Origin of the sequence: Klebsiella sp. LTGPAF-6F (assembly GCF_001753185.1) — a bacterium.
Lineage (GTDB): Bacteria > Pseudomonadota > Gammaproteobacteria > Enterobacterales > Enterobacteriaceae > Klebsiella > Klebsiella michiganensis.
The window spans coordinates 3486226-3508630 of record NZ_CP017450.1; the positions used below are offsets into that span (position 1 = coordinate 3486226).

Genomic DNA, 22405 nt, shown 5'->3' on the forward strand with positions numbered 1-22405 from the left:
GCGGGGGTATTTTTTACTCGGCCGCCGTTTTCAGTGCCGCCTCTTTCGCCGCCAGCACGCGCTCGACGGTATCGATGACCGCCTGAGTCTGCGGATCGATTTCAATATTCACCCGATCGCCCAGCTTTTTCACCCCAAGCGTGGTGCGCTGCAGCGTTTCCGGGATTAAATGAACGCAAAAGCGGGTTGGCGTCACTTCACCGACGGTGAGGCTAATCCCATCTACGCCGATATAGCCTTTATAAAGGATATATTTCATCAACGTCGGGTCCTGAACCTTAAACCAGATCTGGCGGTTATTTTCCGAGGTGAGAATTTTCACCACTTCCGCGGTGGTCATAATATGGCCGGACATCAGGTGACCGCCAATTTCATCGCTGAATTTCGCCGCGCGCTCAACGTTAACGCTGTCGCCCTCGCCGACCTCGCCCAGATTGGTTATACGCAGGGTCTCTTTCATCAGGTCAAAACTCACTCGCGCTCCGTCTATATAGGTGACGGTCAAGCAGCAGCCGTTGTGCGCTACGGAAGCCCCGGTTTCGAGCCCCGCCAGCATATGCTCAGGCAGCTCCACGACGTGGGTGCGAAAGTTAGGTTTTTCATCGATCGCCACCACTTTGGCGGTCCCCTGCACAATACCGGTAAACATATTTTGCTCCTGTATAAATTCGTGACGGTATCAGTACCGTTTTAGGCTATGACGAACAATAACAGGTGGCAAAACAGGTTGCCAGCGCACAACGTGCAGTGGAATTTTTTCACTGGCTAAATGGCTAATCCTCGCTACAATAGTCTGGCAAATCCCTCTGCTTTTCTTCTTGCTGCCACATATGGCGGCTTTTTTAGTCCTCCAATAACAACAATATAAAGGTGTTTACGTGCAGAAGTATTTTATTGAAGCGCGTCAGTTATTAGCACTGGCTATACCCGTTATACTCGCCCAGGTGGCGCAAACCGCCATGGGCTTCGTCGATACCGTGATGGCGGGTGGCTATAGCGCCACCGACATGGCGGCCGTCGCCATCGGTACCTCTATCTGGCTACCGGCGATCCTCTTTGGCCACGGCCTGCTGCTGGCCCTGACGCCCGTTATTGCCCAACTGAATGGTTCCGGCCGTCGCGAGCGTATTGCTCACCAGGTACGCCAGGGGTTCTGGCTGGCTGGCTTCGTCTCCCTCCTGGTGATGGTTGTGCTGTGGAACGCCGGTTACATTATCAGCTCAATGCATAACATCGACCCGGCGATGGCAGAGAAGGCGGTCGGCTACCTGCGGGCGCTGCTGTGGGGCGCGCCCGGCTATCTGTTCTTTCAGGTCGCTCGCAACCAGTGTGAAGGCCTGGCGAAAACCAAACCGGGTATGGTAATGGGATTTATCGGTCTGCTGGTCAACATTCCGGTGAACTACATTTTTATCTACGGCCACTTTGGTATGCCGGAGCTCGGCGGTATCGGCTGCGGCGTGGCGACGGCATCGGTTTACTGGGTCATGTTTTTCAGCATGCTCTTCTGGGTGCGCCGCGCGCGTTCGATGCGCGATATTCATCACACAGAGCGCTTCAGTAAACCTGATTTCGCCGTCATCCAGCGTCTGGTACAGCTGGGCCTGCCGATTGCGCTGGCGCTGTTTTTCGAAGTGACCCTCTTCGCCGTCGTGGCGCTGCTGGTTTCGCCGTTGGGGATCGTTGACGTCGCCGGGCATCAGATAGCCCTCAACTTCAGCTCGCTGATGTTCGTCTTGCCGCTCTCGCTGGCGGCAGCGGTGACCATTCGCGTCGGTTTCCGTCTCGGGCAGGGTTCCACGCTGGAGGCCCAGACCTCGGCCAGAACCGGCGTCGGCGTCGGGGTGTGCATGGCCGTTTTCACGGCGGTTTTCACCATCCTGATGCGCAAGCAAATCGCGCTGCTGTATAACGATAATCCCGAGGTGGTTACCCTCGCGTCCCAGCTGATGCTGCTGGCGGCGATCTACCAGATTTCAGACTCCATTCAGGTGATCGGCAGCGGGATTCTGCGCGGCTACAAAGACACGCGTTCCATCTTCTTTATCACCTTTACCGCCTACTGGGTATTGGGACTGCCGAGCGGCTACCTGCTGGCGCTGACCGATATCGTGGTACCGCGCATGGGCCCCGCCGGGTTCTGGTGCGGCTTTATTATTGGCCTCACCTCCGCCGCCGTAATGATGATGCTGCGCATGCGTTTCCTGCAGCGTCAGCCTTCCAGCGTCATTTTACAACGCGCGGCGCGCTAGCCCGTCGCGGAAGCGAAGTCGCTATCCAACGGCGCTGATTCAGCGCCGTTTTCTCAAGCTGGTGAAGAAATATTCTTTTGCATCAGTAAAATATAACCAATATGGATAAAACTTCTGCGATCGTGAGAAATCTGGAAGAAAAGTGACGTTTGCCTCTTGCCACAACCCCTCCCTCCCGCTAATATGCGTCCCCGTTGCCACTGCAACATTGCGTTCATAGCTCAGTTGGTTAGAGCACCACCTTGACATGGTGGGGGTCGTTGGTTCGAGTCCAATTGAACGCACCATAATGCGTTTATAGCTCAGTTGGTTAGAGCACCACCTTGACATGGTGGGGGTCGTTGGTTCGAGTCCAATTAAACGCACCATAATGCGTCCGTAGCTCAGTTGGTTAGAGCACCACCTTGACATGGTGGGGGTCGGTGGTTCGAGTCCACTCGGACGCACCATTTCACAGCCTCGTGATCTGGTGCCTTTTATCTCCCGCATTGAAATATCCGAAAATTACTTTCAGCGCTGGCAATACGCTATTTTCTGATTTTTCCCGGTCGTGTCCTTAATATCTTTCACCATTCCGACAACTTATTTCCCGCGCTTATGTAAATTGACGTAAAGCCCTGCGCCGCGTCTACGCTGCATTTATTAACGCAGCGGCCCCGCCGATATTCCCTCGCGAATAAAAATCTTTCGTTAGATCATAACCCGTTATGCTGACATTCATTAAAAACAAGCGAAACGGTAACAGCAGTGCAATTCAGAGTATTTCAAAAAATATCACCACAAACCGGTTTGACTGTTCAAAAATAACGACTAAATTTAATTTCTGAACGACAACGGATACGTACCTAAAGCGTATCTTCCTGACATAAACTCAACAACAGAGGTATGAAAATATGGCAGAACATCGTGGTGGTTCCGGTAATTTCGCTGAAGACCGTGATAAAGCATCTGAAGCAGGACGTAAAGGCGGTCAGCACAGCGGTGGTAACTTTAAAAACGATCCGCAGCGCGCATCTGAGGCCGGTAAAAAAGGCGGCCAAAATAGCCATGGCGGCGGGCGTAAATCTGATAATTCCTGATATTAATCGCCTCATTCTCTTGTAACTAAAAGAGTAACCTGCGAGTCTGCGGACTCGCAGTTATTCTCCGTTTATAAAGGTAATTAATATGAATATGAAGAGCATAGAAGACGTTTTTATTCATCTTTTATCGGATACGTATAGCGCAGAAAAACAATTAACCCGCGGCCTGGCGAAACTCGCCAGAGCGGCGTCCAGCGAACAGCTTAGCGCCGCGTTCAAAGCCCACCTGGAGGAGACTCAGGGGCAAATTGAACGTATCGATCAAATTGTCGAACAAGAGCCTGATATCAAAATCAAACGGATGAAATGCGTGGCCATGGAGGGGCTGATTGAAGAAGCTAACGAAGTTATTGAGAGCACGGAGAAAAATGAAGTGCGGGATGCGGCGTTAATTGCCGCTGCGCAAAAGGTTGAACATTATGAAATTGCCAGCTACGGCACTCTCGCCACTTTAGCAGAACAGCTTGGCTATAAAAAAGCGGTTAAACTTTTAGCGGAAACGTTAGAAGAAGAAAAATCAACCGACCTTAAATTAACTGACCTGGCGGTCGGCAATATTAATAAAGATGCCCAAAATAAATAGCCAGAGAGTAAACCAATATTAAGGAGTTGATTATGAATTATCTTGAACATTATCACGACTGGCTACGCGATGCGCATGCAATGGAAAAGCAGGCAGAATCTATGCTGGAATCCATGGCGAGCCGCATCGATAATTACCCTGACCTGCGCAGCAGAATTCAACAGCACGTAACTGAAACCAAACGCCAAATTACGGTACTGGAGGAGATTCTGGACCGTAATAATATATCACGCTCGGTGCTGAAGGATTCCATGAGCAAAATGGCCGCGTTAGGTCAATCCATTGGCGGGATGTTCCCTTCCGATGAAATCGTTAAAGGGTCAATTAGCGGTTATGTATTTGAGCAGTTTGAAATTGCCTGTTATACCTCCCTGCTTGCCGCCGCGAATAAAGCCGGCGACACCGCCTCAATCCCCGCTATCGAATCGATTCTGGCAGAAGAGCGGGCCATGGCCGACTGGCTGCTGAAACATATTCCGCAAACAACGGAAGAGTTCCTACTGCGCTCTGAAGCCGAAGGCGTTGAAGCGAAAAAATAAGCAATAAGGATAAGAGCCTATGTTCCGACACGTTAAGCAGCTTCAGTATACCGTAAGGGTCGCCGAGCCGAATCCGGGACTGGCGAACCTCCTTCTGGAACAATTCGGCGGGCCCCAGGGCGAACTGGCCGCCGCATGCCGGTATTTTACTCAGGGCCTGAGCGATGACGATCCGGGCCGTAAAGATATGCTGATGGACATAGCCACCGAAGAGCTGAGCCACCTTGAAATTATCGGCTCGCTGGTTGGCATGCTCAATAAAGGGGCCAAAGGCGCCCTGGCGGAAGGCGTGGAAAACGAAGCCGACCTGTACCGCTCGCTTACCGCTAACGGTAACGACAGCCATATCACCTCTTTGCTATATGGCGCAGGCACGCCGCTGACCAACTCCGCCGGGGTGCCCTGGACCGCCGCCTATATTGATACGATTGGTGAGCCAACCGCGGATTTACGCTCCAACGTAGCGGCCGAGGCACGAGCCAAAATCATCTATGAGCGCCTGATCAACGTCACTGATGATCCCGGAGTCAAGGATGCGCTGGCCTTTCTGATGACCCGGGAAGCCGCTCATCAGCTCTCTTTCGAAAAAGCGCTCCAGTCCATCAGAAACAACTATCCGCCGGGGAAATTACCGCCCGTCAATGAATACGCCAGCACCTACTACAATATGTCAGAGGGCGACGACATTCGCGGTAGCTGGAATAGCGATCGGCACTTTGAGTATGTGGCGAATCCCCAGCCTGCAGTCGACGGCGGAGACGGAGGCGTCAGCGTCAAGCTAAGTGCCGAGCAGCAGGCGCTGGTTAAAGCCATGGCGGAACGAACCCAATCCGACCCGGATGGCGATCCTCTTACCGGCGCAGAGCTCGGCGCAGGCAAGAAGAAGCCCTAATCCTCAATAACCTGCTGTTAATCACTTCCCCCTGCTCAATTCGGGGGGGTGTTCTGTGATGGGGTCCGGAATATGTTTGAACTCGACGCGTTTAATCTGGCTCGGCTGCAGTTCGCATTTACCGTCTCTTTTCATATCCTTTTTCCGGCGATTACCATCGGACTGGCCAGCTATCTGGTGGTGCTGGAGGGGATGTGGCTGCGGACAAAAGATGACGTCTGGCGCTCATTGTATAATTTCTGGCTGAAAATTTTTGCCGTTAATTTCGGCATGGGCGTGGTTTCAGGCCTGGTCATGGCTTATCAATTCGGCACCAACTGGAGCGGTTTCTCACAGTTTGCCGGTAGCATTACCGGCCCCCTGCTGCTTTACGAAGTGCTCACCGCCTTTTTTCTCGAAGCCGGTTTCTTAGGCGTTATGCTCTTTGGCTGGAACAAAGTTCCTCCCGGCCTGCACTTCTTCACCACCTGCATGGTGGCGCTGGGCACGCTGATGTCAACCTTCTGGATCCTCGCGTCAAATAGCTGGATGCAGACGCCGCAGGGTTTTACCATTGAAAACGGTCATGTCATTCCCCAGGACTGGCTGGCGATTATCTTTAACCCTTCTTTCCCCTATCGTCTGTCCCATATGGCGATTGCCGCTTTTCTCAGCAGCGCGATGTTCGTCGGCGCCTCCGCCGCCTGGCATCTTCTGCGGGGCAATGATACGCCGGCCATACGTAAAATGTTTTCCATGGCGATGTGGATGGCCCTGCTGGTCGCGCCGGTTCAGGCTATCGTTGGCGATATGCACGGGCTCAACACGCTTGAACATCAGCCGGCAAAAATCGCTGCCATAGAAGGCCACTGGGAGAACAAACCCGGAGAAGCCACCCCGCTGCTGCTGTTTGGCGTGCCCGATATGGATGAAGAGCGCACCAAATACGGGCTGGAAATCCCTGCGCTTGGCAGCCTGATCCTCACCCATAGCCTGAACAAGCAGGTCCCGGCGCTGAAAGATTTTCCGCCGCAGAATCGGCCAAACTCCCTTATCGTCTTCTGGTCTTTCCGCATCATGGTCGGCATGGGCGTGTTGATGATTGCCCTCGGCGTATGGAGCCTGTGGCTTCGCTACCGGCAGCGTCTTTTTCACTCCCGCGCCTTTCAGTGGTTTGCGCTGGCGATGGGGCCGGCGGGGCTGCTGGCGCTGTTGGCCGGCTGGATCACGACCGAAGCGGGACGCCAGCCCTGGGTCATCTATGGTTTATTACGCACCCGGGATGCGGTCTCTCTCCACAGCACAGCGCAAATGATCGTCAGCCTGCTGGTCTTTATCGTGGTGTACTGTTCGGTGTTTGGCGTAGGTTATTACTACATTATCCGGCTGATTCAGAAAGGGCCTCAGCCCGTCAGCGAATTGACATCGACAACCTCCGGTACGCCGGCTCGCCCCCTTTCCGCCGCAGAGGCCGTGCCTGAAGAGGAGACTCGCTAATGGGCATCGATATCTCCGTTATCTGGTTTGTCATCATAGTGTTTGCCACGCTGATGTATATCATTATGGACGGCTTCGATCTCGGCATCGGAATCGTCTTCAGCTTTGTGCCCAACGCCAACGATCGCGACGTGATGATGAACAGCGTCGCCCCGGTATGGGACGGCAATGAGACATGGCTTGTGCTGGGCGGCGCGGGGCTATTCGGCGCCTTTCCGCTGGCGTACGCCGTCATCACCGATGCGCTAACGATTCCGCTCACCGCCATGTTAATTGGCCTGATCTTTCGCGGCGTCGCCTTCGAATTTCGTTTTAAGGCCACCCCCTCTCATCAAAAATTCTGGGATTACTCATTTGTGGGCGGCTCGTTGTTGGCCACCTTTAGCCAGGGGATAGTCGTGGGCGCGGTCATCAGCGGCTTCGAGGTTGCCGACCGCAGGTTCATCGGCTCAGCGCTGGACTGGCTGACGCCCTTTAGCCTGTTCTGCGGCTTAGGGCTGGTGGTGGCTTATACGCTCCTCGGCACCACCTGGCTTATCATGAAAAGCGAAGGCGCGCTGCAGCAGCGCATGCGTGAGCTGACCCGCCACACGCTTCTGGCGCTGATGGCGGTCATCGCCGTGGTCAGCGTCTGGACGCCGCTGGGCTGGCCGTCCGTTGCTGAACGCTGGTTTACCCTGCCTAATTTCTACTGGTTTGTGCCCGTTCCCATTCTGGTACTCGTCTTTAGCCTGTGGATCTGGCGCCTGAGCGCTCACCCCGCGAGCCACGCCCGCCCTTTCCTCCTGACGCTCGGGCTTATTTTTCTCGGCTTCAGCGGCCTGGGCATCAGTCTGTGGCCCAATATCATCCCTCCGCATATCACGCTGTGGGAAGCCTCCGCGCCGCCGGCCAGCCAGCTATTTATGCTGGTAGGAACCCTGCTTATCATTCCGGTGATTTTGGTTTACACCGCATGGAGCTACTACGTATTCCGCGGCAAAGTTTCCGGAAATGAAGGCTATCACTGAGGTGGGCTATGGCTGACTGGCATACGCGGGCCATTATCTATCAGATTGATTCAGCACTGTTTTACGATCTTAACGGCGATGGCTGCGGCGATATCGCCGGGATCGCGGCGAAGCTGCGCTATATTCGCCGACTGGGCGCGACGGTGATCTGGATAACGCCCTTCTACCTGACGCCGTTTCTGGATGAGGGTTACGATGTCAGCGACCATCTGCAGGTCGATCCGCGATTTGGTCAACTGGCGGATATCATTGCTTTTATCGAGCAGGCCCGCGAATTAGGCATGCAGGTTATTATTGAATTGCTGATCCAGCACACCTCCGACGCTCACCCCTGGTTTCAACAAGCGCGGCGCAGCCGTCGCTCGCCGTTCCGCGACTATTATCTGTGGGCAGATAGCGATGATGACAATACGCCGCCCATGTTTCCCGGCGTCGAAGAGAGCATCTGGTCGTGGGATGACGAAGCCGGGCAATATTTTCGCCATATGTTTTACCGCCATGAACCCGATCTCAATCTGGCCTCTCCCGCGGTGATCAAAGAGGTCGAAAATATCGTTATCTTTTGGCTGAAGCTGGGGGTTTCCGGCTTTCGTCTGGATGCCGCCTCGCATTTGACGAAACAGGCCGGACGCGGCGAGGAGAAACGCGGGCTATGGCTCCTGGAACATCTGCGTCGGCTGGTTGAACAACATAATCCGCAGGCCATACTGCTCGGCGAAGTCGACGTTGAGGTGGCGCAGTATCGCGACTATTTTGGCGATAATAACCGACTTAATATGGTACTTAACTTCTGGCTGAACAAATATTTTTACGTCAGCCTCGCCAGCCAGAGCGCCCGCCCGCTGATCGAGGCCATCAAGAAAATGGTAGTGCCTCCTGACGCCTGCTGCTTCGCAAACTGGCTGCGCAACCACGATGAACTGGATCTTGAAGGGATCGGTAACAAGAACAAGCAGACCGTGCTGGATGCCTTCGCGCCGGATAAGGAGATGAACCTTTATCAGCGCGGTATTCGCCGTCGGCTGGCGCCCATGCTGAACGGCGACCGGCGGCGGCTGGCGTTCTGTCATGCCGTGCTTTTTTCGCTGCCCGGCGTACCGATCATGCGCTACGGGGATGAGATCGGCATGGGTGACGACCTGGCGCTGGAAGAGCGCTACGCGGTGCGTACGCCGATGCAGTGGGCCGGTTCAGCGGGCGGCGGCTTCTCCGCAGCCGATCCGCAGACGTTTGTGGCTCCCATGATCGACCGGGGGCCGTTTCGCTATCAGAAAGTCAACGTCGCTGATTCCCTGCTGCACCGCCATTCTCTCCTGCACCGTATTATTGATATCGCCAATACGCGGTCAGAATTCCCGGAAATCGCCGTTGCGCCTTTCCGCATCATTAGCACCGATCGGCAGGCGATTCTCGGGATCTGCTACGATGACCGCGAGCGCAGCGTCATCGCCTTTCTTAATTTCAGTGATAAACCGCTGCGTTTTACCGCGAAAGGGATCTATGCGGCGGTGTGGACGCCCTGCCTGGCCGACAAAACCTACGCGGACGCGCTCACTCCCGGTAAGCACGCTAAGCTGGAGATTAGCGCATATGGCTATCGATGGTTCTGGACCAACAGTAGCGCGCTGCGTTAGCGTTTTTTACGCGAGATAAACCATTTTGCTAAAAGTACCCCCGCCGCTGCCGCGCCGCCCAGCAGCGCTTTTCCCGGCACGCCGGAAGTGATGGCGGTGGCGCGATATTTCGCCTCAGAGGAAAAACGCCCGTGCGTTTTATGCAATCCGCTGACCGGCTGTTCGAGATAGTCCTGACGGTCGTCGGCATTCAAGCGCCGGGTCATTTGCCCTTCCCACGCTTTTTTGACCATCAGCCGGTCAAGGAAGCCCGGGAAAAGAAATTGCCCAATAATGGACTGAATCGTGCTGCTCCCTACCCAGAGTTCGCGTACGGGCCGGCGCGCGACGTTGAAGATAGCCTGGGCGGCCACTTCCGGCTGAAATACCGGCGGCACCGGGCGCATCGCCCAGGCAAACTTATTGCGCGCCCACTCGAACTGCGGCGTATTCAGCCCCGGCATCTGTACCATCGCAATACTCACGCCGCTATTTTCATGCATCAGCTCCGTACGCACCGCATCGGTAAAACCCCGAATCGCGGCCTTTGCCCCGCAGTAGGCGGACTGTAGCGGAATGGAGCGATAGGCGAGCGCGGAGCCAACCTGGATAATCACTCCGCGATCCCGGGGCGTCATCAGCGCCAGCGCGGCGCGAGTCCCGTTGACGTAGCCGAGGTAGGTGACCTCGGTTACCCGTCTAAATTCGTCGTGGGTCATCGCTCTGAAAGGCGCCAGCACCGCACACATCGCGTTATTGACCCATACCTCGATAGCCCCGAGCCGATTTTCGATTTCGCCGGCGGCGGTCAAGAGCGCATCGGCATTTGCCACATCGGCCTGCACGGTATGCACCCGAACGCCGCAACGAAGGAGCTCCTGCTTCGTCGCCTCAAGGCTTCGGCCATCGCGGGCAATAATGCCGACGTCATAGCCTGCCCGCGCAAAGCGCAGGGCCGTTGCTTTACCGACTCCCGCAGTACCGCCAGTGATCGCCATGACTGCCATATAAACCTCCACAATAAAAGCGTTATGCGCTCTGCCAGCCGGGCAGTTTCTCGATGAGCATCGCCAGTGAATAGCGTACGGCTTTCTCCACAACATCCTGGCACTCGCCGGAAAACAGCGTTTTATGCGCGTCGATACTGCCGCGAAAGTTCCACGCGAACCAGACGGTCCCCGCAGGCGTCCCGTCATCGCCGCCGTCCGGCCCCGCATATCCGCTAATGGCGATACTGATATCCGCCCCGGAACGCGCCAGCGCGCCGGTGGACATCTCTTCAACGGTCTGCCGACTGACGGCGCTATATTTTTCCAGCGTTGAGGCGTTGACGTCGAGAAGCTGCTGTTTCGCCCGATCGCTAAAAGTGATTAAGCCAATATCGTAGAATGCGGCCGTATCCGCTTCCGCGCACAGCGCTGCCGCCAGGCTACCGCCGGTGCAGGATTCCGCGGTGGTTAAGCGTAAACGACGGTCAATCAGCGCGCTGGCGACCTGTTTAGTCAGCTCGCCGGTGGTTTTCGCCTGGTTATAAGGGTTATTTGACATAAAAAGACCTTTTTAACTCTCAGCAGGAATAATAGAAATGTGGCCATTCCGTTCCAGTATGGCATATTTGATTTTACTTAATTCCGTAATACCCTGATTCTGCCGCGCGGCGACCAGAATATCATCACAGGAGACGTCCACTTTTTTCAGCTTGTCAATTAACGGCACGCCATTTTCGACTAAAATCACCGGGCAACCATCAAGCGCTGACTCTGCGCCAGCGGTATATTTCTTCATTAATCCGAAAAGCATATCCACGACCACCAGCGTCATAATCGTCAGCATTGCGCCGGTCACCGAAAAATCGTTCCCCAGCAGCGCCTGCTGGGTAGCCTCACTGATAATAAGTAATAAAATCAGATCAAAGCTGGTCATTTGTAATAGCGCCCGGCGGCCGGCGATTTTAAATACCACCAGCAAAATTAAATATATCGCTAACGCACGCAAGACCATCTCCATCGCATCCTCCTAAGGATAAATAAATTGCCAGAAGCGGATTTCGGGTTCGCCGTTTAGCTGCAAAGAGTGGTTCAACTTACCGGGGCGGGTTGGAGTAACGTAGAGCCATATAGAAAAATTATGCATGCTTTTCAGATCATTATAGACCAGAAAGAGCCGGTCGTTCTGACTGTACATCCTGTCTGGCCGGGGCCAGATACTGCCAGGTTCAAAAGAAGAGGTAAAATCACCGCCAAGGCTAAAAATATATTTATCCGCGACCCGCGGATGGGCGGTAATCTTTAGCCTGAATTCAGTTTGCAAACGACCGAAGCGGTCATAGGCCACCGTTAAATTGCGCTGCGCAGTTGTTTTTTCGGCAGTGCTAAAATATCCTCCAGAAAAGAGTCCCAAAAGGGCTGCCAGTATGATCGCCAATAATATTCCGAGGCCTATCTGGCGGGCAGCGCATTCAAAATTAAGAAAAAATTCGTTCTCTTTAATCCCGGGCAGCCTCTCTTTTTCACTTGCCATTTTTCACCTCACCGTTGCGCTTATTATCGGGGCGCCAGTTTAAGAAATAGCAACCCGGCTTAATATGTCAAGTTCGACGCGCCAAAGCCGGATTAATAGCAAAACGCGACATCTCGCTTGTTATTCGTTGAGCAGCATCAGCATCTGTCATACGGCGTAATGTTTGTGGACTTCATCAATATCGGTTATCGAAAAGATATCAATGCCGGTTCCCTGGGGACTATGCTCATGTGGAAAAATCTCACCGCACTATACCAAGAAGCCGCCGAGAATAATCTGAATCTGTACTACTCATATGGCATGATGTCAGGTGAATACAAAACCCGATGGTGTCACCCGGTTTCATTGGGACGATCAATCATCTGAATCCTGGTGGGGTCAATCCCCATCAGCTTTTTGTCATCTGCGTTATCCAGCCTGTTAAGTCGTTAATATGTATACCCCGAGGAAGAGGCGCGCCAGCAATTGGCCCTCTTCCTCATTTTGAACCACAATTATTGGGCCAGATTTCCGTTACCCGGAAATGATCTATCGTGGAGCTTTTCAACTGGCGGAAGGCCACCGACAACAAATGTGATAACAACAACGGCGGGTCAGTCATTATGAAGAAAATTGCCATTATCGGCGCAGGTCCAACCGGAATTTATACCCTGTTCTCATTACTCAAACAGGGCGAGCCGCTGGACGTGTCAATTTACGAGCAGGCCGAGGAAGCGGGCGTGGGCATGCCCTACAGCGATGAAGAGAATTCGCGCATGATGCTGGCCAATATCGCCAGCATTGAAATCCCCCCCATTCAGAGCACCTATCTCGACTGGCTGAAAGCCCAGAGCCGGACGCACCTTGCGCGCTATGGCGTGGATTACGACGCTTTGCACGATCGTCAATTTTTACCGCGCATCCTGCTGGGTGAATACTTTCGCGACCAGTTTCTTGCGCTGGTCGGAGAGGCCAGGGAGCAGGGCTTTCGCATCCGGGTCAATGAGTCCTGCCGGGTCAGCGACCTGCAGGCGACCGAAGAAGGGGTCAGACTGTGGGTCGAGGATGAGCCGGTCGCCGAAGCCTTTGACCTCGCGGTGATCGCCACCGGACACGTCTGGCCCGATGAAGAAGAGTCGACCCGCACCTGGTTTCCCAGCCCGTGGTCTGGCCTCATGGAGGCCAGCATTCCCCCCTGCCGGGTGGGCATTATGGGCACCTCGCTAAGCGGAATTGACGCCGCGATGGCCGTCGCCGTCCAGCACGGTCGGTTTATCGGGTCTGACGATGACGCCCTCGCCTTCAGGCTGGACGAGGCAAGCGAGGCGCTAAGCATCGTGCTGATGTCGCGCTCCGGCATTTTGCCGGAAGCGGATTTTTACTGCCCCATTCCCTGGGAGCCGCTGAGCATCGTCAGCGAAAGCGCGATGGAACAAGCCATCGCCGCGGGCAGCGACGGTCTGCTCGATCGCGTCTTTGAGCTGGTGGCGCAGGAAATCACGCTTGCCGACCCCCTATGGAGCGAAAATATCGCCCTTCACAGCCTTAACGCCGACAGCTTCAGCGAGGCGTGGTTTGCTAAACGCCAGCAGCATAATCCGTTCCACTGGGCGCTGGATAACCTTGAAGAAGTTGAGCGCAACAAGCGCGCGCGATATACGGTTCCCTGGCGCTACGCGATCCTGCGGCTGCATGAAGCCGTTCAGGCGATGGTGCCTCACCTTAATGACCATGACCGGGAGCGTTTCAAAAATGGCCTTGCGCGGGTCTTTATCGACTGCTATGCCGCCATTCCTTCGGAGTCCATCCGCCGGCTGCTGGCGCTGCGCGAAGCGGGCGTCATCAGTATTCTCGCCTTAGGGCATGACTATGAGATGGCGGTAGAGCAGGAAAAAACGGTGATTACCAGCGAACAAAATCGCTATACGTTTGATGTGTTTATTGATGCCAGAGGGCAAAAGCCTCTGAAAAATAAAGATCTTCCCTTCCCGCATTTAAAGGAGCAGCTGCTGGCGACCGGAGAAGAGATTCCTGATGTCGGTGACGACTATACGTTGCGGGAACCGCCCGAAGTACGGGGGCGCATCGCGTTCGCCGCCATTCCCTGGCTGATGCACGACCAGCCTTTCGTTCAGGGTATCACCGCCTGCGCGGAGATCGGCGCGGCGATAGCGAAAGCGATATCCCAGCCGGCAAGCCGCTCGCGCAGGCGTTTATCCCCGCTCGATCTGTAGGAAAGAAAAATAGCCGCCCGTTGACGGGCGGCTATTGTTAACGCTTTTCAGGCTGGGGATGCCAGGGATCTTTTTTATGATCTTCGCTGTCGTCTCTTTTACGCGGCACTTCCCCCTGCTCGCGCGGGTCCTCTTTCGACGGATGACGGCCCCGCTTATCCGGGTCGGCTGGATGCTGTACGGACATCAATTCCTCCTGCTTGAGCGGTTATTTCTGGATCCGGTCCACCCGCACTACCGGCGGCGTCATTTTTTTATCGAGGCTGCCGTTGATGCTGATCATCTGATCGGGCTTCACTTCGCGGCCATCAAAAACCGCGGCGGGGATAATCACTGCAATGGTGTCGGTTTTATCGCGAAAGCTGTAGCGGTCATTACCGTGCTGCTCGATAAGATTGCCGCGTAATGAGATGGTTGCCCCATCGTGCATTTCCAGGGCCTGGCGCACGGTCATAATTCGCCCGTCCTCCGTCCCGCGGTAGCCATCGTCAATTTTATGCGGTGGCGGCGGAGCGGCATCTTTTTTAAATCCCCCGTCATCCGCGGCATAAACGCCCTGAGCCATTAGCGCACAGAAAATAACGGACAGTAATTTTTTCATCAACCATACCTCCGGCATATTTTTGTCTTGTCTTAATAAGTCTGGTTGCTGATGTTCATTTTCACAAGTTCCGTACCTGATGAATCGCCCGGGAAATATTTTTTACGACTTCACCGCCCGCGTAAATATGAGCACCGGGCAGCATTAAAAAGGCGCTAAATATACCGTCGGGCTTGCGATAGAATAATCCTAAAATGCCAAACGCTGCTGGTGCCTCTCATTTTGAAAAGTTTCCCGGCAATCAGTAAATTACCGTTGGGAAAGGAATCAAAGCGCCAAAATTATAAAAGCGAAGCCGTTCAATTATTCTTCAATATTCCACGGCAGGCTGACCAGGCAACTACGCTTACTCTTTTAACACGAGGAGGTCAGTATGAGCGACAACGCTAACAATACCGAGAAGTATCCCCGTCCCCCCTTTGTTGACCAGCCGCAATCGCCGCCGGGTCTTGCCGAAGAGATGAAGCCGCAGCCGGATCACGGTGAGCTGAGCTATGTCGGTTCCGGTCGGCTCGCCGGTAAGCGCGCCCTGATTACCGGCGGCGATTCCGGGATTGGGCGCGCGGTCGCGATCGCCTTCGCCCGCGAAGGCGCCGATGTGGCGATAAACTATCTGCCGGAAGAGGAGTCCGATGCGGAAACCGTAGTTGCCCTGATTCAGGCCGAAGGACGTAAAGCCGTCGCGATTCCGGGAGATGTGCGCGACGAATCCTTCTGCGAAACCCTGGTGGAACAGGCCGCCAGCGAACTCGGCGGGCTGGATATTCTGGTCAATAACGCCGGACGCCAGCAATATTGCGAATCACTGGAAGAACTCACCACCGCCGACTTTGACGCCACCTTCAAAACCAACGTTTATGCGGCCTTCTGGATCACCAAAGCCGCCCTGCGTCATCTTAAAGAACACAGCGCGATTATTAATACTTCATCCGTCCAGGCCTTTAAGCCGAGCCCCATCCTGCTGGACTACGCGCAAACCAAAGCCTGCCTGGTGGCGTTCACGAAATCGCTGGCCAAACAGCTGGGGCCGAAGGGTATCCGGGTAAACGCGGTCGCCCCCGGTCCCTACTGGACGGTGCTGCAGTCAAGCGGCGGCCAGCCGGATGAGAAGGTGCGTCAGTTCGGCGCCGATACGCCGCTGGGGCGTCCCGGGCAGCCGGTGGAGATTGCGCCGCTGTACGTTACCCTTGCCTCTGATGCCTGCTCCTTCACCTCCGGCCAGGTGTGGTGCTCCGACGGCGGCGACGGCGTGCTGTAAATCCCTCGCGGCGGCGCGCCCTCAGCGGTGCGCCGTCGTCTTAAGACAGGCGAGGTATTTCTGCGCTGAGTCTAAAACGATCTGCCGGGCATTTTTGGGGACGTTCTGCCCCTTAAAGGCGCCGTACAGCGCCCCGAAAGGCGTATCGCCCAGACGTTCAACGATCTTCTCCACGCTGGCGGCCGCCAACGGCAGCAAATTGGGATAGCTCCACATAAACGAAACGGCGCGCCCCCCCGGCGTCACCTGGATAATATCGCCCGCCAGCATAATACCGTCATCTTTCGCCCAGTGCAGAACGGTTCCTCCGGCGAAATGACCGCCCAGGCGCAGCAGCCGCACCGCCGGGAGGATCTCCAGCGCATCTCCTTCCCATAGCGTGATGGCCGGGCTATCGCGCATAATCCATTCGCGATCGCTGGCGTGGAGATAAATTCGCGCATTAAAGGCGTCGGCCCAGTCCTGCATCGTGGTGTAGTAATGAGGATGGGAGATGGCGATCGCGTTTATCCCGCCCAGGGCGGTAATCAGCGTTTTGCTGGCGGCATCAAGATTGGCGATGCAGTCCCAGAGAATATTCCCCTGCGGCGTTAGCAGCAGAAACGCGCGCTGATCGATTGCAAATTTCGGTACCGTCCTGACGCTCAACAGCCGATCGTTATGCTGCTGCCACGTATTCGTATGCGTCTCGGTCAGATCGTCTGGCTTGATCCAGACCTGCCCGCTGGCCGGGACGTACTGGCGTTCATCCTCACAGATACGACAATGGTTCAGGGTGTTGCCGCGATCGTCATAAGACGTCCCGCAGGTTGCGCACAGCTTAATCATCACTTCTCCTTAAGAAATCATTCAGGAAGCCGTAATGAGTATGGCAGACAGGAAATTTATGGCAGGAGGTGGGCATCTCAGGGCTTCCGTGCCCTGAAAGAGAAGTTTATTCGAAATAAACGTCAGGGTTTTCCGACAGCGACACAAAGGTTTTGCTGTTTTTATCCAGCGCGCGAATGTCACCGCTTTCAATATCGTAGAACCAGCCGTGCAGACGCAACGTGCTATCCCGCAGACCCACGGCAACCGACGGGTGGGTTTTAATATTGTTCAGCTGGGCGATAACGTTTTCCTGCACCATACCGTTGACTTTATCGGTCTCGTTGGCCCAGGTTTTCTTCTCCACGACGGCTTTCGCTGCATCGGAGTAGCGCAGCCAGTGGGACACGGCAGGCATGGGGTCCAGGCACTGACAGGTGGCGATGGCTTTCATCGCGCCGCAGTTGGAGTGGCCGCAAATGACGATATCGGTCACGCCCAGGGCCACGACGGCATACTCGATCGTCGCGGAAACCCCGCCCGGCTCAGGACCGAAAGAGGGCACGATATTCCCGGCGTTACGGATCACAAACAGCTGGCCCGGCTCCTGCTGGGTCACCAGCTCCGGCACCAGGCGGCTATCGGAACAAGAGATAAACAGCGCTTTAGGATTTTGGCTGGAGGCCAGGCTGCGGAAGAGCTCTTTACGTTGCGGGAAAATCTCTTTCTGGAAGTTGAGGAAGCCCTCAATGATATGTTGCATAGCAGTGTCTCTTTTCTCTGTTTTAATGACGATATGACAAAGATCACATTTAGCCAGTTTATCACCGACGCGCGAAATGGGAATCGTTATTCGAACAGGCGATGAAACATCGCGCCGTAAAGTCGGGTGACAGCACGCTAAAGATTGTTTATTTTTTGACGGTGAAACAATCATGAGCGGGAGCCGGATGCGACTTTAGCGCTCAACATCAACCAGGAGCGTTTATGTTTTTATCCAGCCTGATGGCCATTGCCGCCGTACTCATTATGGGCGTGATCAGCCCCGGCCCAAGCTTTATTTACGTGGCCCGCAACGCCGTTGCGCGCTCAAGGATGCATGGTCTGGTCACCGCGCTGGGAACCGGGACGGGGGCGGCTATCTTTTCGATTATGGCCATGATGGGGCTGCAAAAAGTGCTGACCGCGGTGCCGGAAATGTTTATTGGCCTGAAGGTCGCGGGCGGCCTCTATCTGCTCTGGCTGGGGTATAAAATCTACCGCGGCGCGGCGCGGCCGATGGATTTTGCGGCAGGCGGCATGGCGGCGGAACATTCCCTGCTGAAAACCTTCCGCGATGGCCTCTATACCCAGCTCAGCAACCCAAAAACGGCGCTGGTGTTCGCCTCTATTTTTACCGCCCTGCTGCCGGAGCGCATCCCGCTGGCCTTTTACTATATCGTGCCGCTGATGAGCTTCCTGATTGACGTCAGCTGGTATTCGCTGGTAGCCCTGGTGCTCTCTTCCGCGCGACCGCGCAGCGTCTACCTGCGCATGAAGCGTAAGATCGATATCGTCACCGCCACGGTGCTGGGCGCGCTCGGCCTGCGCCTGATTGCCACTTCGCTGTCAAAGTAGGCCAGCAAACCGTTTAAACGGTATAAATACGAATATCGTGTTCGCTAAACGCGTCGCGATATTCGCGACTGATATTCTCCTCGACCACCAGCACGTCAATGGCGCTGCTTTCGACCACCACAAAGCGCGCCACCGCCGGGATTTTGTCCGAGGTCAGGCCGACGATGATTTCGCTGCACTGTTTTATCACCGCTTTTTTGAATTCACAGTCGGCGTAGTCAAAGCCCGTCAGACCTGACTCAGGCGCCATGGCGCAGCCGCCGATAAATCCCTGATCGAAGAGCATGCCCTGAATCTGCGCCACGGCGGAGGCGCCCACGCAGCCGCCGCTGGCCCGCTGGATCTGACCGCCAAGCATCACCACGTCATACAGCGGTTTTTTGAGCAGTACGGCAGCGATCTCGGGAGAATTCGTGACCACCGTTAACGCCAGCTCCGCCGGCAGAGCTTCCGCCATCGCCAGGTTGGTGGTGCCGGTATCGATAAAAACGCAGCCGCCGGGCTTCACCAGCTTTGCGCACTTCTGCGCGATCCTGCTTTTTGTCGCCGTATTTTTTTCTTTGCGCTCGCTATAGTCCCCCGCCTCCGGCAGGGTCATCACCGCGCCGCCGTAGACCTTTTTACAGTACCCTTCGCGGCTAAGTTCATGTAAATCACGGCGAATAGTATGCTCGGAGACGTTAAGCCGGCTGGCGAGTTCGGCGCAAACCACCCTGCCGTTCTCCTGCAGGATCTGGCAAATAAGCGCTTGTCGTTGTTTAGGAAAAGCAGCATAATCGAGCACAAATAACTCCTGATAAAATCTTTATCGAGCAACAAAGTGCATGATCGTGCATTCAGCCCCTGACTGTCAATACACCCTATAAAGAGGTTTGCTATGAAAATTGCCCACATCGCCCTATGGACCCGCCAGCTTGAGCAACAGGCCCGCTTTTGGGTGGCCTTCTTCGACGGCGAGATTAATGAGAAGTACTGCAGCCAAACCAACCCGGGCTTTGAGTCCTTTTTTGTCAAGATTGGCGACGGCATTGCCATTGAGCTGATGACCAAGCCGGGGCTTGTCGCGCAGACGGCGGATAACAACCACACCGGCTGGGTACACCTGGCGATTACCGTTGGCGGCGCTGAAAAGGTGGATATGCTGGCAAACCGCGCCGCTGCGCAGGGGATTCTGGTCTCGCCGCCGCGGACCACCGGCGATGGCTATTATGAAGCGGTGATTAAAGACCCCGATGGCAACCTGATTGAAATCGTCGCATAGTATCAGGCACTGACTCAACAGGAGACGCCCGTGGCCAACTATCGCGTAATCGACAAACAAAACTGGCCGCGAAAAGATCATTTTGATTTTTATCGCGGTTTTGCCAACCCCAGCTTTAATCTCTGCGTTCCTGTCGAAGCGCAGCGGCTATATGAGTGCGCGAAAGATCGCGGCGTCTCGTTTTTCCAGCTGGCGCTCTACGCCCTGGTTCGCGCGGCGAACGGGGTGCCGCAGCTGAAACAGCGGCAGTTGGGTGACGATATTATCGAATATGACCAGCTGGCGGTAATGACGCCGGTGATGACCGCCCAGGAAGGCTTTCGCCAGGTCTGGTGCGACAACGCCGCCGATTTTGCCGCCTTCAGCCATGCCGCCACGCCGAACATTGAAGCGGCGAAACATACCGCGCCGGCACCGCTTATCGTCAACGGCGAGAATTTCTTCTGCGCCAGCTGCCTGCCGTGGCTGCATTTCAGCGCCATCACTCACGCGGAGTATTACGTCGGCGCGGCGGTGCCTGCCCTCACCTGGGGCAAGCTGAAAAACGGCATTATCCCGGTGGCGGGCAAATTCAATCACGCCTTTGTTGACGGCCTGCACGCCAGCCGCTTCTTTGCCCGGGTCGAAGAGGGTTTCGCCGAGCCGGAGACCCTCTGGCAGACGCGATAAACATTTGGCTTACGTCACGGGGCTGCCCGCGATCGCCGCACGCTACATACTGCTTACCGCGGCATTGCGGCCGGATGGCAGCCCTCCCCCCCCCTAAACAGCAGAGAATGCTGGTGCTTAGCGCAAAAATGACAGATTAATTCTGAATTATTGCTAATGCTAAATCGCTATAAGCCATAGCTTTTCGGTGTTAGACAGGGCGCGGTGCGCCTCTTATCTTTCGTCATGATTTGTAAATATTTTACGCAATTCTTTGATGAGGGAGCACTTTTGTCCAGACTACTGCACGGGTTAAAAAGCAAACAGACGCGGTTCGCGCTTGCTCTGAAAATCGCGTTGCTCGGCGGCGCGGTGGCATTTTCTTCGGTCGCCATCGCCGACGACATTTTAAAAGAAGGGATCACCCCGGCCAGCGATGCCAGCCAGATCCCCGCGGCCGCGAAGCTGCGCAAAGATACCGTCGTGGCCGGCATCTCCGAGCCGCAGGGCATTTTTAACCCCTACTTCTTCGTCAACGGCTGGGATGAGAACGTCACCAACGTGATTTTCTCTCGCCTGATCGACTGGGACAGCCACGGCAATCTGGTGCCGGGTCTCGCCGAAAGCTGGACGGTGAGTCCGGATAACAAGGTCTACACCATCAAGCTGCGCCCCAACCTGACCTTTAGCGACGGTTCGCCGCTGACCGCCGACGATGTCGCCTTTACCCTTACCGTGCTGCTGGATCCGAAATACGACGGCGATACCGATATCACGCTCGCCAATATTGCCGGCGGCGCGGAGTACAAAGCGGCGAAAGCCGATAGCGTCAGCGGTCTGAAAGTGCTTGACCCCTTAACGCTGCAGGTGACCACCACCCAGCCGGGCGCGACGACGCTGGCAAAAATTGGCGGTCCGGTACTCTCCAGAGCCTATTACGGCAAAGGCTACCAGCGCGGCAATCTCGACTATCTGCGCACCCTGCACGGCAAACCGCTGGGCAACGGTCCCTACGTTTACGACAAATACATCCCCGGCCAGGAGATTCGTTTCCACGCCAACAGCCATTTTTATCGCGGTACGCCGCCCACTCCGCGCTTTATCTATCGCGTGACCAACCCGTCAACCAACTTCCAGCTCTTCCAGACGGGTGAAACCGACTACGACGCCTTTACCTCGCGTCCTGACGATATCGAACAGCTGAAAATGCTCGGCTTTGCCAACATCAACCTTTACGGCTCCAGCGACTACAGCCAGGTGGAATTTAACGTCCGCCGCCCGGCGCTGAAGGACGTGAAGGTACGCCAGGCGCTGATTTACGGCCTCGACCGTCAGAAGCTGATTGATGTGGTCTACCAGGGCTACGGCAAGGTGGCGATTGAGCCTATCGCGCCGATCTCCTGGGCATGGAACGCCGAGGGGGTGAACCCGTATCACTATGACCCGGCGCAGGCGAAAAAGCTGCTTGACGAAGCCGGCTGGAAACCGGGGCCGGACGGTATCCGCGTCAAAGAGGGCAAACGCCTGGAGTTAACGCTGCTGGTGAGCAAGAAAGTGCTCAACGATGCGCTGATCCCCATCGCCAAAGAGAACTGGCAGCAGATCGGCGTCCTGTTAAAACCGCAGGTCGTCGATTTCAACGCCCTGATGGCGCAGCGTAAGTCGGGTAATTACGATCTGGCGTCGTTCAGCACCAGTACCCTTAACGACCCGCATGATGGCGTGTGGGATTTTTACAGCGCGGAAGCGAAAGAGTCCGGCTATAACAACCCGCAGGTCGATAAGCTGATTACCGAAGGTAACTCGGTGCTCGACGTCGAGAAACGTAAGCCTATCTACCACCAGCTGTATCAGGTACTGGCGCAGGACCCGCCGGTGATCCTTCTCGGCTACCGTGAAATTCTCTCGGCGAGCAGCGCCCGGGTCACCGGCTTCAAACCGGATATCTACAACGGCCTGACCGGCAGCCTGCCGGATGTCAAAATCGTTAAGTAAATCCCCGGCCGCCGGGATGACCGGCGGCTGACGTGAGA

General features: G+C 55.4%; 25 protein-coding genes and 3 tRNA genes. 18 read left to right on the forward strand and 10 right to left on the reverse strand.

The window, feature by feature from the left end:
* Positions 1-13: 13 nt before the first annotated feature.
* Complete coding sequence (locus BJF97_RS16305) at positions 14-649, reverse strand: riboflavin synthase (protein ID WP_014229609.1); 636 nt, start codon at positions 647-649, stop codon at positions 14-16.
* 229 nt (positions 650-878) lie between these two features.
* Between BJF97_RS16305 and mdtK the strand changes: the two genes are divergently transcribed.
* From mdtK to BJF97_RS16360, 11 genes are all read left to right on the forward strand, one after another.
* A complete protein-coding gene (gene mdtK, locus BJF97_RS16310; protein ID WP_014229610.1) occupies positions 879-2252 on the forward strand; it encodes an MdtK family multidrug efflux MATE transporter in 1374 nt (457 codons plus the stop codon).
* 210 nt (positions 2253-2462) lie between these two features.
* Positions 2463-2539 (forward strand) — tRNA-Val (locus BJF97_RS16315).
* 4 nt (positions 2540-2543) lie between these two features.
* A tRNA-Val gene (locus BJF97_RS16320) sits at positions 2544-2620 on the forward strand.
* A gap of 4 nt (positions 2621-2624) precedes the next feature.
* Positions 2625-2701, forward strand: a tRNA-Val gene (locus BJF97_RS16325).
* 444 nt (positions 2702-3145) lie between these two features.
* On the forward strand, positions 3146-3331 hold the full coding sequence (locus tag BJF97_RS16330; protein ID WP_004136767.1) for a general stress protein: 186 nt from the start codon (positions 3146-3148) through the stop codon (positions 3329-3331).
* An 88-nt stretch (positions 3332-3419) separates the two neighbouring features.
* The gene (locus tag BJF97_RS16335) at positions 3420-3917 is read left to right on the forward strand and encodes a YciE/YciF ferroxidase family protein (protein WP_014229611.1); all 498 of its coding nucleotides are present in this window, start codon (positions 3420-3422) and stop codon (positions 3915-3917) included.
* A 32-nt stretch (positions 3918-3949) separates the two neighbouring features.
* Positions 3950-4456: a ferritin-like domain-containing protein gene (locus BJF97_RS16340; protein ID WP_009653688.1), complete on the forward strand. Its 507-nt coding sequence runs from the start codon at positions 3950-3952 to the stop codon at positions 4454-4456.
* Between the two features lie 19 nt (positions 4457-4475).
* Positions 4476-5348: a manganese catalase family protein gene (locus tag BJF97_RS16345; RefSeq protein ID WP_014229612.1), complete on the forward strand. Its 873-nt coding sequence runs from the start codon at positions 4476-4478 to the stop codon at positions 5346-5348.
* Between the two features lie 72 nt (positions 5349-5420).
* Positions 5421-6824: a cytochrome ubiquinol oxidase subunit I gene (locus BJF97_RS16350; protein WP_014229613.1), complete on the forward strand. Its 1404-nt coding sequence runs from the start codon at positions 5421-5423 to the stop codon at positions 6822-6824.
* Complete coding sequence (cydB, locus tag BJF97_RS16355) at positions 6824-7834, forward strand: cytochrome d ubiquinol oxidase subunit II (protein ID WP_032692915.1); 1011 nt, start codon at positions 6824-6826, stop codon at positions 7832-7834. Before BJF97_RS16350 ends, cydB begins: the two co-directional genes overlap by 1 nt.
* Before the next feature lie 8 nt (positions 7835-7842).
* Positions 7843-9468, forward strand: a complete 1626-nt coding sequence (locus BJF97_RS16360; RefSeq protein WP_032692916.1) for an alpha-amylase family protein — start codon at positions 7843-7845, stop codon at positions 9466-9468.
* Here BJF97_RS16360 and BJF97_RS16365 read toward each other — a convergent pair.
* The 4 genes from BJF97_RS16365 to BJF97_RS16380 are packed head-to-tail and all read right to left on the reverse strand — an operon-like array spanning position 9465 to position 11967.
* Positions 9465-10454, reverse strand: a complete 990-nt coding sequence (locus tag BJF97_RS16365) for an SDR family oxidoreductase (RefSeq protein WP_014229616.1) — start codon at positions 10452-10454, stop codon at positions 9465-9467. The genes BJF97_RS16360 and BJF97_RS16365 overlap by 4 nt on opposite strands.
* Positions 10455-10476: 22 nt before the next feature.
* Positions 10477-10995, reverse strand: a complete 519-nt coding sequence (locus BJF97_RS16370; protein WP_009653693.1) for a 2-oxo-tetronate isomerase — start codon at positions 10993-10995, stop codon at positions 10477-10479.
* A gap of 12 nt (positions 10996-11007) precedes the next feature.
* On the reverse strand, positions 11008-11454 hold the full coding sequence (locus BJF97_RS16375; protein WP_004136748.1) for a DUF421 domain-containing protein: 447 nt from the start codon (positions 11452-11454) through the stop codon (positions 11008-11010).
* A 9-nt stretch (positions 11455-11463) separates the two neighbouring features.
* On the reverse strand, positions 11464-11967 hold the full coding sequence (locus BJF97_RS16380; protein WP_014838676.1) for a hypothetical protein: 504 nt from the start codon (positions 11965-11967) through the stop codon (positions 11464-11466).
* 159 nt (positions 11968-12126) lie between these two features.
* Here BJF97_RS16380 and BJF97_RS16385 point away from each other — a divergent pair, with 159 nt between their 5' ends.
* Positions 12127-12333, forward strand: a complete 207-nt coding sequence (locus BJF97_RS16385; RefSeq protein WP_032719240.1) for a transcriptional regulator — start codon at positions 12127-12129, stop codon at positions 12331-12333.
* 236 nt (positions 12334-12569) lie between these two features.
* On the forward strand, positions 12570-14180 hold the full coding sequence (locus BJF97_RS16390) for an FAD-NAD(P)-binding protein (RefSeq protein WP_032692938.1): 1611 nt from the start codon (positions 12570-12572) through the stop codon (positions 14178-14180).
* A 37-nt stretch (positions 14181-14217) separates the two neighbouring features.
* On the opposite strand, the gene BJF97_RS34735 is transcribed toward BJF97_RS16390, so the two are convergent.
* The gene (locus BJF97_RS34735; protein ID WP_004851580.1) at positions 14218-14367 is read right to left on the reverse strand and encodes a hypothetical protein; all 150 of its coding nucleotides are present in this window, start codon (positions 14365-14367) and stop codon (positions 14218-14220) included.
* Positions 14368-14388: 21 nt separating this feature from the next.
* On the reverse strand, positions 14389-14781 hold the full coding sequence (locus tag BJF97_RS16395) for a YdeI family stress tolerance OB fold protein (RefSeq protein WP_014229620.1): 393 nt from the start codon (positions 14779-14781) through the stop codon (positions 14389-14391).
* Positions 14782-15154: 373 nt separating this feature from the next.
* On the opposite strand from BJF97_RS16395, the gene BJF97_RS16400 reads away from it, so the two are divergent.
* Complete coding sequence (locus tag BJF97_RS16400) at positions 15155-16039, forward strand: SDR family oxidoreductase (RefSeq protein ID WP_014229621.1); 885 nt, start codon at positions 15155-15157, stop codon at positions 16037-16039.
* A gap of 21 nt (positions 16040-16060) precedes the next feature.
* Here the strand turns inward: BJF97_RS16400 and BJF97_RS16405 are convergent, their stop codons facing one another.
* A complete protein-coding gene (locus BJF97_RS16405) occupies positions 16061-16867 on the reverse strand; it encodes an MBL fold metallo-hydrolase (RefSeq protein WP_014838678.1) in 807 nt (268 codons plus the stop codon).
* Between the two features lie 106 nt (positions 16868-16973).
* Positions 16974-17609 carry a carbonic anhydrase gene (locus tag BJF97_RS16410; protein WP_004119381.1) on the reverse strand — a complete coding sequence of 212 codons (636 nt, stop codon included), beginning with the start codon at positions 17607-17609 and terminating at the stop codon, positions 16974-16976.
* Between the two features lie 224 nt (positions 17610-17833).
* Here BJF97_RS16410 and BJF97_RS16415 point away from each other — a divergent pair, with 224 nt between their 5' ends.
* A complete protein-coding gene (locus BJF97_RS16415) occupies positions 17834-18463 on the forward strand; it encodes a LysE family translocator (protein ID WP_032692917.1) in 630 nt (209 codons plus the stop codon).
* A gap of 13 nt (positions 18464-18476) precedes the next feature.
* On the opposite strand, the gene BJF97_RS16420 is transcribed toward BJF97_RS16415, so the two are convergent.
* Positions 18477-19247, reverse strand: coding sequence for a DeoR/GlpR family DNA-binding transcription regulator (locus BJF97_RS16420; RefSeq protein WP_032692919.1), 771 nt, complete (start codon positions 19245-19247; stop codon positions 18477-18479).
* Positions 19248-19340: 93 nt separating this feature from the next.
* Between BJF97_RS16420 and BJF97_RS16425 the strand changes: the two genes are divergently transcribed.
* The 3 genes from BJF97_RS16425 to BJF97_RS16435 all read left to right on the forward strand — a co-directional run bounded on the left by BJF97_RS16425 (position 19341) and on the right by BJF97_RS16435 (position 22367).
* On the forward strand, positions 19341-19724 hold the full coding sequence (locus BJF97_RS16425) for a VOC family protein (RefSeq protein ID WP_004851590.1): 384 nt from the start codon (positions 19341-19343) through the stop codon (positions 19722-19724).
* 30 nt (positions 19725-19754) lie between these two features.
* Positions 19755-20393 carry a CatA-like O-acetyltransferase, family 1 gene (locus BJF97_RS16430; RefSeq protein ID WP_032692920.1) on the forward strand — a complete coding sequence of 213 codons (639 nt, stop codon included), beginning with the start codon at positions 19755-19757 and terminating at the stop codon, positions 20391-20393.
* A gap of 270 nt (positions 20394-20663) precedes the next feature.
* The gene (locus BJF97_RS16435) at positions 20664-22367 is read left to right on the forward strand and encodes an ABC transporter substrate-binding protein (RefSeq protein ID WP_032692921.1); all 1704 of its coding nucleotides are present in this window, start codon (positions 20664-20666) and stop codon (positions 22365-22367) included.
* Positions 22368-22405: the final 38 nt, after the last annotated feature.